Origin of the sequence: Pseudoxanthomonas sp. J31 (genome assembly GCF_000510725.1) — a bacterium.
GTDB lineage: Bacteria > Pseudomonadota > Gammaproteobacteria > Xanthomonadales > Xanthomonadaceae > Pseudoxanthomonas.
The window spans coordinates 243983-256977 of record NZ_AZNZ01000004.1 but is presented as its reverse complement, the minus strand read 5'-3'; the positions used below and the strand labels follow the sequence as shown (position 1 = coordinate 256977).

Sequence of the window (12995 nt, the reverse complement as noted above, 5' to 3'; positions counted from 1 at the left end):
CGGTTGCCCGCCGACGGCGCACGACGGCGGGTTCACGCCGGCTGCCGGATGGTGCGGAGGCCCCCGCCGCACAGGAGCCCCGCATGTCCACCGCACGCACCATCCCGGTCTGGGCGCCCATCGGCGACGCCACCGCCGCCTGGTTCGAGGCGCAGGCAGCGGACGCCGTGCAGGACGTGGTGGTGGTGGGCGCCGGCATCGCAGGGTTGACCACCGCCGCCTGCCTGCTGCGCGAGGGCAGGCAGGTGCTGGTGGTCGACCGCGGAGGCGTGGGCGCGGGCGAGACCCTGCGCACCACCGCGCACCTGGCCTCCGCGCTGGACGACCGCTTCACCCTGCTGCAGCGCCACCACGGCAAGGACGGCGCGCGCCTGGCCGCGGCCAGCCACGCGGCGGCGATCGACTGGATCGAGGACCTGGCCAACGGTGCGCCCGACTGCGGCTTCCATCGCGTGCCCGGCTACCTGTATTCGCACGCGGGCGAGCCGGAGGGCCTGCGCCGGGAGATGCAGGCCGCGCGCGAGTCCGGGCTGGAGGTGCGCTGGTGCGAGGCGGGCGAGGAACTTCCGGCGCGGTTCGGCCCGGCGATCCGTTTCGCCGGCCAGGCGCGGATCGACGCCGGCGGCTACCTGCTGGCCCTGGCGCGCGAGGTACGCGATGCCGGCGGCCGCTTCCTGCGCGCGCACGTGCAGCGCGTGGCCGGCGGCGACGAGCCGGTGCTGCACCTGGACGACGACAGCGTGCTGCGCGTACGCGCCGTGGTGGTCGCCGCCAACGTGCCGTTCCACGGCACCACCGCCACCTTCCCCAAGCAGGCGCCGTACCGCACCTACGTGGTCGCCGGGCGCGTGCCCGCCGGCACGGTGCCCGACGCGCTCATCTGGGACGATGCCGATCCCTACCACTACGTGCGCCTGCGCGAGACCGCCGATCCGGAATGGATGGAGCTGCTGGTCGGCGGCGAGGACCACAGGACCGGCCAGGACGACGATCCGCAGGCCTATGCGCGATTGCAGGAATGGACCCGCGAGCGCTTCCCGCAGGTTGAATCCTTCCATGCCGCCTGGTCCGGCCAGGTGCTGGAGCCGGCCGACGGCCTGGCCTTCATCGGCGCCGACCCGCACCACGACAACGTGTGGCTGATCACCGGCGATTCGGGCAACGGCATGACGCATGGCACCCTGGGCGGGCTGCTGGTCGCCGACCTGGTGCAGGGCCGCGACAATCCCTGGCGCGAACTCTACGAGCCCAGCCGCCAGCCGCTGCGCGCCGGCGGCGAATGGCTGCGCGAGAACGCCAACGCCGTGCTGCAGTACCGCGACTGGGTGCGGCCCGCGCAGGTGGCGGAGGTGGCCGACATCGCCCCCGGCACCGGCGCGGTGCTGCGCCGCGGCCTGCACCGGGTGGCGGTGTACCGCGCCGGCGATGGTTCGGTGCATGCGTACAGCGCGCGCTGCACGCACATGGGCTGCGTGGTGCGCTGGAGCGGCGAGGAGAAGTCCTGGGACTGCCCCTGCCACGGTTCGCGCTTCGAGGCGCGCACCGGCGTGGTGCTCAACGGCCCGGCCAACGCGCCGCTGGCACCGTACGCACTGGAGGACGAGGACTGATGTCCGCCGGCGGCTGGGCCTATGCCGGATACCTGGCCTGGCTGGCCGCCGGCTTCCTCGACTTCGCCCAGCATCGCCGCACCGACCTGCCGCACACCTCCGGCCTGCGCGAGTCGTCCATGCATGCGCTGCAGCTGGGCCTGCTGGGTGGTGGCGTGTTGGCCTGGCTCGCGTTCGCGCCCGGCCCGGGCCTGCTCGCCGTGCTTGCCGCCCTGGTGGTGGCGCATGCGGTGGCCGGTTACGTGGACACGCGGACCGCGTTCGGCCGGCGCACGATCACACCACTGGAGCAGCACCTGCACAGCGTGCTGGACATGGCGCCGTGGATCGCCCTGGGCGCGATCGTGCTGGTGCAGGGCGGCGCGGACCGCGCCGCGGGCTGGGCCTTGCGCCCCGAGCCGGCGCCGGCGCCGCTATGGCTGGCGCTGCTGTTGCCGCCGCTGGCGCTGTGCGTGCTGCCGTGGCTGCACGAGTTCCGCGCGGCGCTGCGCGCGCGCGGGGGCTGAGCCGTGCCGGCGCGCTTTCACCAGGTCGCACAGCGCCAGGCCCAGGGCGAAGCCCGCGTACGCGGCCGCCACGCCGGACGCGCCGATGCGGTTCTCGAAGCCCGGGCTGAGCCGCCGCGGCACCACGTGGTAGTCGACCACGTAGGCGAGGGCGGCGATCCCGGCGGCGCGCAGCAACGGCGGATCGGCCGGACGCCTGTGGCCCCAGGCCTCGTAGCCGCCGGCCCACAGCAGCGAGCTGGCATGGTGGATGGCGTAGCCGAGCAGGGTATGCCGCGCCGACCAGCCGCTGGCATGCCGGGCCGGCCAGTCCCAGACCCACTGGCTGGCGGCATTGGTGCCGGCGGGCACCGATCCGCTGCGCCACCGGCTGCGGGCGGAGACCACCAGGGTGGAGATGATGCTCGCCACCGCCCCGGACCCGAGCGCACGCAGCAGGACGGCACGCCATCCAGGCGCCTGCGGATCGTGGTGGCCGGGGGGCGCGGGATGATCGGCGGCGCGGTCGCGCGCAGGTTGCGGCAGGCGGGTCATGAGGTGGTCCTCGCGGGACGCGGGCAGGGGGTGGACCTGGCGCTGGACTTCAATGCATTGCCGCCGCAAGGGGAACTGGTGCGGCGCCTGCGCGGCCACGACGTACTGGTCAACGCGGTGGGCATCTTCCAGGCGCAAGCACAGCAGAGCTTCGATGCGGTGCACGTGAAGGCGGTGGCCGCGCTGTTCGGCGCCGCGGTCCAGGCCGGGATCGGGCGGCTGCTGCATGTGTCCGCGCTGGGCGCGGAGCTGGGCGGCAGCACCGCGTACTTCGACTCCAAGGGGCGCGCCGAGGTCCTGTTGCGGCAGCTGCCGGCGCCGGTGGTGATCGTGCGTCCCTCGCTGGTGTTCTCGCCGCAGGGCGCCAGCAGCCGCTTCTTCCTGGGGCTGGCGACCTGGCCGCTGCTGCTGCTGCCGGGCGGCGGACGCCAGCCGGTGCAGCCGCTGCACCTGGACGACCTGGCCGAGGCGCTGGCGCGGCTGGCGACCTGCGCGGAGCCGCCGGATACGCTGGAGGCGGTCGGCCCGCGTCCGCTGCCGCTGCGCGACTACCTGCGCGAGCTGGGCGCGGCACTGGGCCGCGCGCCCCGGGTGGCAAGCCTGCCGATGGCGCCGCTGCGGCCGCTGCTGCCGCTGGCTGCGCGCCTGAGTGGCGGCCTGGTCGGGGCCGATGCGCTGCGCATGCTGGAAGCCGGCAATACCGGCGACCCGGACGGCATCACCGCCGTGCTGGGCCGCCCGCCGCGCGATCCGTCGGTCTTCATCGCCGCCCCGGAGGCCGCGCGCCTGCGCGCCGGCCTGCGCCTCCGCCGCGCCGTGCTTGCCCTGCGCGTGTCGCTGGCGGCGATGTGGCTGGGCACGGCCTGGGTCTCGCTATGGGGCTACCCGCGCGAGGCCAGCCACGCGCTGCTGGCGCGGGTCGGGCTGCACGGCGGGGTGGCCGAAGCGGCCCTGTGGAGCGGTGCGCTGCTCGACGCGCTGCTGGGCATCGCCATGCTCCTGCTGCCGCGGCGGCGTCCGGTGTACTACGCCCAGCTGGCGCTGATGGCCGGATACACCGTGCTGATCAGCCTGTGGTTGCCGGAGTTCTGGCTGCATCCGTTCGGCCCGCTGCTGAAGAACGTCCCGATCGCCGGCGCGATCCTGGCCCTGATCCTGCTGGACCGAGCGCATGGACCTGGTGACCGTTAAGTACCTGCACGTGCTCTCCTCCACGTTCCTGTTCGGCACGGGCGTGGGCACGGCGTTCTACCTGCTGTTCATCAGCCGCACCCGCGATCCGGCGGTGATCGCGCCGGTGGCGCGGCTGGTGGTGGTGGCCGACTGGCTGTTCACCGCCACCACCATCGTGGTGCAGCCGCTCACCGGGCTGTACCTGGCCCGCGGACTGCACATCCCGCTGTCCACGCCGTGGCTGTACTGGTCGATCGTGCTGTACGTGGTTGCCGCGGCCTGCTGGCTGCCGGTGGTGTGGCTGCAGATGCGCCTGCGCGACATCGCCGTGGCCGCCGCCGCGCAGGGGCGCGAGCTGCCGCTGCAGTACGCCCGCGTGCTTGGCGCCTGGACCGCGCTCGGTTTCCCGGCGCTGGTCTCGTTCCTGGCGATCTTCTACATGATGGTGGCGCGGCGGGTGCCATTCGGCTGAACCACAGCCGTGCAAGGTCTGCACGCTCCGGCGCCCCCGCTTCACGCCGGCTGGCCGGCGCGCAGGGCCCAATGGCCGCCCCGCCGTTACCGGGAGTCTCCCATGGCCCAGCACAAGCCGCTGGACCAGCAGGTCATCGTCGTCACCGGTGCCTCCAGCGGCATCGGCCTTTGCACCGCCCTGGCGGCGGCCGAACAGGGCGCGCGCGTGGTCCTGGCGGCGCGCAGCCTGGACGTGCTGGAGGAGGCCGTCGCCACCATCGTCGCCGCCGGCGGCCAGGCGCTGGCGACGCAGTGCGACGTGTCCAGGCGCGCGGACGTGGACGCGGTGGCGCGGCTGGCGCACCAGCGCTTCGGCGGCATCGACACCTGGGTGAACAATGCCGGGGTCTCGATCTACGGGCGGCTGGAGGAAGTCGGCGAGGCCGACAGCCGCCGCCTGTTCGACGTGAACTTCTGGGGCGTGGTCAACGGCTCGCTGGCCGCGCTGCCGTTCCTGCGCGCCAGCGGCGGCGTGCTGGTGAACCTGGGCAGCGAGGTGTCGGACGCGGTGGTGGCGCTGCAGGGCATGTATTCGGCGTCCAAGCACGCGGTGAAGGGCTTTACCGATGCGCTGCGGGTGGAGGAGGAGCACGTGGGCGACAGCCCGGTCTCGATCGTGCTGGTGCAGCCGACCGCCACCGATACCCCGTTCCCCCAGCACGCGCGCAGCTACATGGACCGCGAGCCCAAGCTGCCGACGCCGCTGATCGATCCGTCGCGGGTGGCCGCGGCCATCCTGCACACGGCCAGCCATGGCGGCCGCGCGACCCAGGTCGGCGCGATGTCGAAGTTCAACTCGCTGGCCAGCCGCCTGGCACCGGCGCTGGCCGACCGCATGGCCGCGCGCCAGGCCGACCGCCAGCAGCTGGACGCGCCGCCGCGCGATCCGCGCGGTACCCTGGACCACCCCGGCCATGGCGGCCGCATCCACGGGGGCGCGGCATGAGCGCGCAAATGCCGCCCGGCCTCGCCGCGTCCGCCGGCGGCGACTGCCCTTGCTGCCGCAGCGTGGACGTGGTCCCGCCGCTGCGCGCGCCGCTGGCGATCCGCGCACGCGGCGAGGACGGTTACGCCCGCTGGTTTGCCGGCACCTTCGATGGCCGCTGCTGGTGGTCACCGGAACTGCCGGCCGGCGGAGGCCACTGGGCGGTGGTCGGCTGGCGCGCGCTGGAAGGGCACGCGCCGGAACGCATGCCACCGTGCCAGCGCAGTTCGCGCCACGGGCCGCGCCTGTTCCGCGGCAGCGGCGGCGCGCTGCACGCACCACCACCTTCCGCCCGCGCCCCGCAGCCTGCCGCGCTGCGGGGGGCCTGGGGCGCCTACACCACCACCGCGCCGCCGGAGATGGTCAGCAACGCGCCGGAGGTGTAGCTGGCCTTGTCGCTGGCCAGCATCACGTAGGCCGAGGCCAGTTCCGCCGGCTGCCCCGGCCGCCCGAACGGCGTCTGGTCACCGAAGGTCTCGACCTCCTCCTCCGACATGCCGGCGGGGATGAAAGGCGTCCAGATCGGGCCAGGCAGCACCGCATTCACGCGCACGCCGCGGTCGGCCAGCAGGCCGGCCAGGCCGACGGTGAGGTTGGCCACCGCGCCCTTGGTGGCGGCGTAGGGCAGGATGTTGGGCTTGGGCTTCTTCGAGTTGACCGAGGCGGTGTTGATCACGCAGCCGCCGCCCTCCAGCATCGGCAGGCTCAGCCGCACCAGGTTGAACACCGCGTGCACGTTGGTTTCGAAGGTGCGGCGCCACTCGTCCAGGGTGATCTCGTCGAAGCTCTCGAAGTAGCGCTGGTAGGCGGCGTTGTTGACCAGTACGTCCAGGCCGCCGAATTCCTTGCGGACCCGTTCGATGAGGTGGGCCGCCTGGTGCGCGTCGCTGATGTCGCATTCCACCAGCAGGGCGCGGCGGCCCGCGGCCACGATCTGCTCCTGCACGTGCTGCGCATCGTCGCGCTCGCCGGGGAGGAAGGCGATGGCCACGTCCGCGCCCTCGCGCGCGTAGGCGATCGCCACCGCGGCGCCGATGCCGCTGTCGCCGCCGGTGACCAGGGCGCGCTTGCCTTCCAGCTGGCCGCTGCCGACGTAGCTGTCCTCGCCATGGTCCGGGCGCGGCTCCATGCGCGAGGTCTTGCCGGGGAAGGACTGCTGCTGGCGCTTGAACGGCGGCTTCGGGTAATCGGGCAGGGCCATGGCGGTGCTCCGTGGTCGGGGGGAACCGCCAGTGTGTGTGCAGGCCGGTAAAGGCCGTGCGCGCCCGCCGTTGTCGCGGCGTGATGCGTCAGTGGTATCCGGCGTCGGCGCCGACCTTGCCGCGGAACACGCGGTAGGACCAGGCGGTGTAGCCCAGCACCAGCGGCAGCAACACGACCAGCCCGACCAGGGCGAAGACCTGCGACGAGGGCGGCGCGGCCGCCTGCCACAGGGTGTAGGTCGGCGGAACGAGGTACGGCCACATGCCCAGCACCAGGCCGACGAAGGCCAGCGCGAACAGCAGCAGCGACAGCAGGAACGGCCGCGAATCGGGGCCGCCGCGTCCGGTCGCGCGCCACAGCAGCACCGACACGACCAGGGCGCACAGCGGCACCGGCGACAGCCACCAGAAGTTGCCGCTCTCGAACCAGCGCGCCATCACCCGCGAGCTGAGGAAGGGCAGCCAGGTGCTGACCAGGCCCAGCGCGGCGATCACCACGCCGGCCAGCATCCGGGTCAGCCCACAGGCCAGGGTGCGCACCGGGCCTTCGGTCTTGAGGATCAGCCAGCTGCCGCCCAGCAGTGCATAGCCGGCGGCCAGCGCCAGCCCGGTGAGCATGGTGAAGGGACTGAACCAGCCGAACGCGCCGCCCACGTAGCGACCGTCCTCCACCGCCAGGCCCTGGACGATGGCGCCGAGGATCACGCCCTGCGCCACCGCCGCCAGCAGCGATCCGGCGAAGAACGCACCGCCCCAGACCCAGCGCGAGCGCCGCGCCTTGAAGCGGAACTCGAAGGCCACGCCGCGGAACACCAGCGCCATCACCATCACCAGCACCGGCAGGTACAGCGAGGACAGCACCAGCGCGTACACTGCCGGGAACGCCGCGAGCAGGCCGACGCCGCCCAGCACCAGCCAGGTCTCGTTGCCGTCCCAGATGGGCGCGGCGGTGTTCATCATCAGGTCCAGTTCCTGCGGATTGCGCGCGAACGGGGCGAGGATGCCCAGGCCCAGGACGAAGCCGTCCAGCACCACGTACATCAGGATCCCGAAGCAGATCACCACGAACCAGGCGACCGGCAGCCATTGCTCCATGCTCATTGGTCTTCTCCGGGAATGCCGGCCGCGGAGATCGGCCGTGCCGGGGTGCGCTCGCCGCCTTCCAGGTCCGGGCCGTCGCGGTCGGGCACCGGGCCGCGGCGCACCAGCCGGGCGAGGTACCAGACCCCGAAGCCGAACACGAAGGCATAGCCGACGACGTAGGTGGCAAGCGAAGCCAGGACCATGCCGGCGCTCTGCTCGCCCACCGCATCGGCGGTGCGCATCAGCCCGTGTACCACCCAGGGCTGGCGCCCGATCTCGGTGACGAACCAGCCGGCGACCAGGGCGATGAAGCCCGCCGGCAGCATCAGGTTCCAGGCGCCCAGCAGCAGCCGGCTGCGCAGCAGCGTGCCGCGCCACCAGGCGAAGGCCGAGGCCCAGGCCAGCAGCAGCATCAGTACGCCGATGCCGACCATGATCCGGAAGGCATAGAACACCGGCGCCACCGGCGGCCGCTCCTCCGGCGGCACCGAGGTCAGCGGCGGGATGTCGCCGTCCCATTCATGGGTCAGGATCAGGCTGCCCAGGCGTGGGATGGCGATGGCGTGGCGGTTGGTCTCCGCCTCCTGGTCGGGCACGGCGAACACGGTCAGCGGTACCCCGGCGCCGGGTTCGGCCGGATGCCAGTGGCCCTCCATCGCCGCGACCTTGATCGGCTGGTGCTCCAGGGTGTTGAGGCCGTGCATGTCGCCGGCCAGGATCTGCAGCGGCACGGTGATCGCGGCGAAGGCCACCGCCGCGTGCAGCATGCGCCGCGCCTCGTCGGCCTGGATGCCGCGGCGCAGGAGCCAGGCCGACACGCCGCCGATCACGAAGCAGCTGGTGATGAACGCCGCCAGGGTCATGTGCACCAGGCGGTAGGGGAAGGAGGGATTGAAGATGATCGCCAGCCAGTCCGCCGGCTCGACGATGCCACCGGCCAGCGCGTAACCGGCCGGCGTATGCATCCAGCTGTTGGCGCTGAGGATCCAGAACGCCGAGAACAGCGTGCCCACCGCGACCATGCAGGTGGCCAGGAAGTGCAGCTTCTCCGACACCCGCCCCCAGCCGAACAGCATCACGCCCAGGAAGCTGGCCTCCAGGAAGAAGGCGGTCATCACCTCGTAGCTCAGCAGCGGGCCCAGGATGCCTCCGCCGACACGGCTCAGCTCCGGCCAGTTGGCGCCGAACTGGAAGGTCATGACGATGCCGCTGACCACGCCCATGCCGAAGGAGATGGCGAAGATCCGCATCCAGAAGAAGTAGATCCGCCGCCAGGCCGCGTCGTGGGTACGCAGCCAGCGCCACTCCACGAAGGAAAGCCACCACGCCAGGCCGATGGTGAAGGCCGGGAACAGCACGTGGAAGGAGATGACGAACGCGAACTGGATGCGCGAAAGCAGCAGGGCGTCCATGGCTAGGCCTCGCGGCGCACGGTCGCGGGTGCCCGGCGCAGGGCATCCACGGCGGGGGGATGGCGGCTCGCGGCGTTCATCGATGCTCCGGAGGGCGCATGCGCGGCGGTGGAGCGGAGTGTGCGCAGCGGCCCGTGGACGGCGCGTCACCGCGCCGTGACGGATCCTCCGGTGCGTGGTGCTTGCCGGGACCATCACGCCGGCGCCCGCATCATCCGGGGCTGGCCGCGGCCGTTACGTGGCACCTGCAGGCCGCCCCGGCTGCCCTCCAACGCGAGCGCGACTGCTCCATGAGCCAACCCGACGGCGACGATCTGCTGCTGCACGAGCTGCGCAACCGGCTCAACCTGCTGGGATTCGCGCTGCACGCATATCGGCGCGAGCGCGACCCGGAGCACCTGGACGCGCTGGAGGCAGCCTACGAGGCCGTGGTCGCCGCGGTGGAGCGGCTGGACGCGGAGCGCCGGGAAGGGCGGCAGGAGCGCGGGCCCGCGCCCCTGCCCGGTCCCTAGCGGCTCAGAACCACGCGCGCACGCCCGCAACCCAACGGGTGTCGCGGGCGCCGCCATGCTCCGCGCGCTGGTACCGGCCGGTGTCGCCAAAGGCGCGCTCGTGCACCAGGCCGAGGTAGGGCGCCAAGCGCGGGGTGAGGTTCCAGCGCAGGCGCAACCCCGCCTCGGCGCTGGACAGCCCGGAGCCGATGCCGCGGAGCGGATCGTCGCGGCCGCGCAGTTCCGCCTCCAGCCGCGGCTGCAGGACCAGGTAGCGGCTCAGCGGCAGTTCGTAACCGAGTTCGGCACGCAGCGCGGTGTGGCCGCCGCTGGCCAGATAGGCAGTGGCCGCGACCTCGATCTTGTACGGGACCAGGCCTTGCACGCCCAGCGCCGCCCAGGTGCGGCCGTCGCCCGGCGCGAAGTCCCGGCGCACCCCGGCCAGCAGGTCCCACCACGGCGCGATGCCGCGCCCGTACAGCAGCTCCAGCTCCGCGGCACGGGTGCGCGACCGTTCGCGCTCGCCCTCGCTGCGCAGCCACAGGCGCTGCACGTCGCCGCCGATCCAGGCCTGCGCCTCCCAGGCCTGGCCGCTGCCGCCGCTGGCATCCCAGGCTTCCAGCCGGTCGATCCGCAGCAGGCCGTTGCGGCCTGCGTCGTGCGCGTGGCCATGGCGCAGGGACGGGAATGCGGCGGCGCGGTCGGCATCGGTCACGGCCGGGATCGGCTCGCGCGGGAGGCTGGCGTCCGCTGCGGGCATGCCAGGTCCATGGGTGTGCGCGTGCATGGCATGCGCCGCCGCGGACTGGCCGGCCGGCGCGTGGCCGGCGTGTCCGTCGTGGCCCGGTGCCGGAGCGTGCTCCGCATGGCCTGCGCCGGCATGCTCCCCGTGCGCGTCGCTGGAAGGCTGCGGTGCGGACGGCGATGGCGCGGTGGATGCGTGCCGGTGGTGGCCGGCGTGGTCTTCAGCGGCGGGCGCCTGCGCCGGGGCATGGCCTGCATGCGCAGCGTGGCGTTCCGGCTCCGTGGAGGGATGGTGCTGGGCATGCGCCGCATGTCCGGGTGGTTCCTGCGCGGACGCCATGCCGGCCAGCAGCGCCAGCAGTGCCGGAAGCAGGCGGGTCGGGAGCAGGCGGCTCATGCGGCTTCCTCCACGCGCACCTCGCGCATCATCCCCGCTTCCATGTGGTAGAGCAGGTGGCAGTGGTAGGCCCAGCGGCCGAGCGCGTCGGCGCGCACGCGGTAGCTGCGGCGGGTGCCGGGCGGCATGTCCACGGTGTGCTTGCGCACCTGGAAGCGGCCCTGCGCGTCTTCCAGGTCGCTCCACATCCCGTGCAGGTGGATGGGGTGGTGCATCATCGTGTCGTTGACCAGCACGATGCGCACGCGCTCGCCGTAGTTCAGGCGCAGCGGTTCGGCCGAGGCGAAGGGCACGCCGTTGAACGACCAGGCGAACTTCTCCATGTGCCCGGTCAGGTGCAGCTCGACCTCGCGGCCCGGCTCGCGTCCATCCGGATCCTCGAACAGGCTGCGCAGGTCGGCATAGGCCAGCACCCGGCGGCCGTTGCCGCGCAGGCCGATGCCCGGATCGTCCAGGCGCGGGCCGGTGGGCGAGGCCTGCATGTCCACCAGCGGATTGCCGGCTTCAGTGGGCGGGTGGACGACGCCGCGTGGCGTGGCCGGAGCATGGCCGCCATGCCCGTCGTGGCCCGCGTGCGCCTGCGCCGCTTGGTGCCCGGCGTGCGCCTGGCCGGTGGTGTCGTGGTGCCCGGTCCGGTGCCTGCCCTGTCCGCCATGGCCCGCGTGTCCGCCATGGGCCATGTCGCCCATGGCCAGCAGCGGACGCGGATCCACCGCCGGCACCGGCGCCGCCAGGCCGTGGCGCACCGCCAGCGTGCCGCGGGCGAAGCCGGTGCGGCCCAGGTCCTGGGCGAAGATCGTGTACGCGTCCTGGCCAGTGGGCTCGACGATCACGTCGTAGGTTTCGGCCGCGGCAATGCGCAGTTCGTCCACGCTCACCGGGTGCACGTACTGGCCGTCGGCGGCGACCACGGTCATCTCCAGGCCCGGGATGCGCACGTCGAAGTGGGTCATCGCGCCGGCGTTGACCAGGCGCAGCAGCACCCTCTCGCCCGGGCGGAACAGCCCGGTCCAGTTGCCCGCCGGCGGTTGCCCGTTGAGCAGGTAGGTATAGGTGTTGCCGTTGACGTCGGACAGGTCGCTGGGCGTCATCCGCATGCGCCCCCACATGCCGCGCTCGGCGAGGGTGGCGCGCAGGCCGTCGCGGCGCACGTCGCGCAGGAAGTCGGTGGCGGTGCGCCGGTAGAGGTTGTCGTACCCGGGCGCCTTCTTCAGCCGGCGGAACAGCGCGTCCGGGGCCAGGTCGGTCCAGTCCGAGAACAGCAGCACGTGCTCGCGGTCGTAGCGGTACGGCGGCGGCTGCAGGGGATCGACGATGATCGGCCCGTACAGCCCGGCCTGCTCCTGGAACAGCGAATGGCTGTGGTACCAGTAGGTGCCGGACTGCTTCAGGGTGAAGCGGTACAGCCAGGTCTCGCCCGGCGCGATGCCGTCGAAGCTCATGCCCGGCACGCCGTCCATGTTGGCCGGCAGCAGGATGCCGTGCCAGTGGATCGAGCTGGGGACGTTGGGCAGGCGGTTGTGCACGCGCACGCTGACCGTGTCGCCCTCGCGCCAGCGCAGCAGCGGCGCCGGCACCTGGCCGTTGACCGCCACCGCCGGGCGCGGGCGGCCGGTGATGTCGAGCAGGGTCTGGCCGATGGCCAGGTCGAAGTCGTGGCCGCTGAGCACGGCCGGGGTCATGGCCAGCGCGTTGCCGCGCAGCAGGCCGCTGCCGGCCACGCCGGCCAGGGCCAGGCCCTGGACGAAGCGGCGGCGCGCCGGCGAAGCCGGCAGGAAGGAAGCATCCCGGGACGGGGACATGGCGAAGATCCGCTGGGGGCGCCGTGGGGCGCATGCGAAGGAAGCGCGACGCAGGGGCGTCGCACCGGTGGCTTGCGCGTGGCTTCAGGCGATGGGAGGTCGTCGCGGTGGCACGGGTACCCGACCGGGATCGCCGCATTCCGGAGCAGCCGGCGGCGCGGCGGCGGTGGATTTGCCGATGGCACAGGCCGGTGGCGCGGGGGCGGCGGCGGCCAGCGGGCAGGCACAGGCCAGGCCGCAACCGCCGGTGCCGCCGCAACCGCCGTCCTCGCAGCAGTCGCCGGCGGACGGGGCCGGCATGACAGGGTCGCCGTGGGCAGGCGCCGCGGTGGCGCCGGCGTCGTGGCAGCCGTGCATGGCGTCCGCGTGCGCCGCGCCCGCGGACGGCGCCGGGGCATGCATGGCCTGCGCAGGCAGTCCTCCCGCCAGCAGGCACAGGAGCAGCAGCAGCGCGGACAGGCGGGGCAGGAAACCGGTCATGGTCGGGTCGGTGCGGACGCGGCCACGGTAAGCCAGCACCGGGGCCACGGCAACCACGGCGCC

The 12995-nt window shown here is 73.3% G+C and carries 14 protein-coding genes; 7 read left to right on the top strand and 7 right to left on the bottom strand.

Annotated elements, in window-relative coordinates:
- The first annotated feature begins 83 nt into the window (after positions 1-83).
- Complete coding sequence (locus tag PSEJ31_RS0108590; protein WP_028915228.1) at positions 84-1610, top strand: FAD-dependent oxidoreductase; 1527 nt, start codon at positions 84-86, stop codon at positions 1608-1610.
- Positions 1610-2116: a hypothetical protein gene (locus PSEJ31_RS0108585; protein ID WP_028915227.1), complete on the top strand. Its 507-nt coding sequence runs from the start codon at positions 1610-1612 to the stop codon at positions 2114-2116. Before PSEJ31_RS0108590 ends, PSEJ31_RS0108585 begins: the two co-directional genes overlap by 1 nt.
- Here the strand turns inward: PSEJ31_RS0108585 and PSEJ31_RS15870 are convergent.
- Complete coding sequence (locus PSEJ31_RS15870; RefSeq protein ID WP_232211006.1) at positions 2024-2527, bottom strand: hypothetical protein; 504 nt, start codon at positions 2525-2527, stop codon at positions 2024-2026. The two genes, PSEJ31_RS0108585 and PSEJ31_RS15870, sit on opposite strands and share 93 nt — an antisense overlap.
- A 57-nt stretch (positions 2528-2584) precedes the next feature.
- Between PSEJ31_RS15870 and PSEJ31_RS0108575 the strand changes: the two genes are divergently transcribed.
- The 4 genes from PSEJ31_RS0108575 to PSEJ31_RS15865 all read left to right on the top strand — a co-directional run bounded on the left by PSEJ31_RS0108575 (position 2585) and on the right by PSEJ31_RS15865 (position 5707).
- A complete protein-coding gene (locus PSEJ31_RS0108575) occupies positions 2585-3841 on the top strand; it encodes an SDR family oxidoreductase (protein WP_255326653.1) in 1257 nt (418 codons plus the stop codon).
- Positions 3822-4295: a DUF2269 domain-containing protein gene (locus PSEJ31_RS0108570; RefSeq protein ID WP_026010230.1), complete on the top strand. Its 474-nt coding sequence runs from the start codon at positions 3822-3824 to the stop codon at positions 4293-4295. Before PSEJ31_RS0108575 ends, PSEJ31_RS0108570 begins: the two co-directional genes overlap by 20 nt.
- A gap of 102 nt (positions 4296-4397) precedes the next feature.
- Entirely contained in the window at positions 4398-5282 is an 885-nt protein-coding gene (locus PSEJ31_RS0108565; protein ID WP_028915226.1) for an SDR family oxidoreductase, read from the top strand.
- Positions 5279-5707, top strand: coding sequence for a hypothetical protein (locus PSEJ31_RS15865; RefSeq protein ID WP_125077164.1), 429 nt, complete (start codon positions 5279-5281; stop codon positions 5705-5707). Before PSEJ31_RS0108565 ends, PSEJ31_RS15865 begins: the two co-directional genes overlap by 4 nt.
- On the opposite strand, the gene PSEJ31_RS0108555 is transcribed toward PSEJ31_RS15865, so the two are convergent.
- The 3 genes from PSEJ31_RS0108555 to PSEJ31_RS0108545 form a co-directional block, all read right to left on the bottom strand.
- Positions 5656-6522 carry a glucose 1-dehydrogenase gene (locus PSEJ31_RS0108555; protein ID WP_028915225.1) on the bottom strand — a complete coding sequence of 289 codons (867 nt, stop codon included), beginning with the start codon at positions 6520-6522 and terminating at the stop codon, positions 5656-5658. The genes PSEJ31_RS15865 and PSEJ31_RS0108555 overlap by 52 nt on opposite strands.
- An 88-nt stretch (positions 6523-6610) precedes the next feature.
- The gene (cydB, locus tag PSEJ31_RS0108550; protein WP_028915224.1) at positions 6611-7624 is read right to left on the bottom strand and encodes a cytochrome d ubiquinol oxidase subunit II; all 1014 of its coding nucleotides are present in this window, start codon (positions 7622-7624) and stop codon (positions 6611-6613) included.
- Complete coding sequence (locus PSEJ31_RS0108545; protein WP_028915223.1) at positions 7621-9018, bottom strand: cytochrome ubiquinol oxidase subunit I; 1398 nt, start codon at positions 9016-9018, stop codon at positions 7621-7623. Before PSEJ31_RS0108545 ends, cydB begins: the two co-directional genes overlap by 4 nt.
- A gap of 290 nt (positions 9019-9308) precedes the next feature.
- Between PSEJ31_RS0108545 and PSEJ31_RS0108540 the strand changes: the two genes are divergently transcribed.
- Positions 9309-9530, top strand: a complete 222-nt coding sequence (locus tag PSEJ31_RS0108540) for a hypothetical protein (RefSeq protein ID WP_028915222.1) — start codon at positions 9309-9311, stop codon at positions 9528-9530.
- A 4-nt stretch (positions 9531-9534) separates the two neighbouring features.
- Here the strand turns inward: PSEJ31_RS0108540 and PSEJ31_RS0108535 are convergent, their stop codons facing one another.
- The 3 genes from PSEJ31_RS0108535 to PSEJ31_RS0108525 form a co-directional block, all read right to left on the bottom strand.
- Positions 9535-10269, bottom strand: coding sequence for a copper resistance protein B (locus PSEJ31_RS0108535; RefSeq protein WP_232211005.1), 735 nt, complete (start codon positions 10267-10269; stop codon positions 9535-9537).
- Between the two features lie 377 nt (positions 10270-10646).
- Positions 10647-12452 carry a copper resistance system multicopper oxidase gene (locus PSEJ31_RS0108530; RefSeq protein ID WP_028915220.1) on the bottom strand — a complete coding sequence of 602 codons (1806 nt, stop codon included), beginning with the start codon at positions 12450-12452 and terminating at the stop codon, positions 10647-10649.
- 84 nt (positions 12453-12536) lie between these two features.
- Positions 12537-12989, bottom strand: a complete 453-nt coding sequence (locus tag PSEJ31_RS0108525; RefSeq protein ID WP_156924937.1) for a hypothetical protein — start codon at positions 12987-12989, stop codon at positions 12537-12539.
- Positions 12990-12995: the final 6 nt, after the last annotated feature.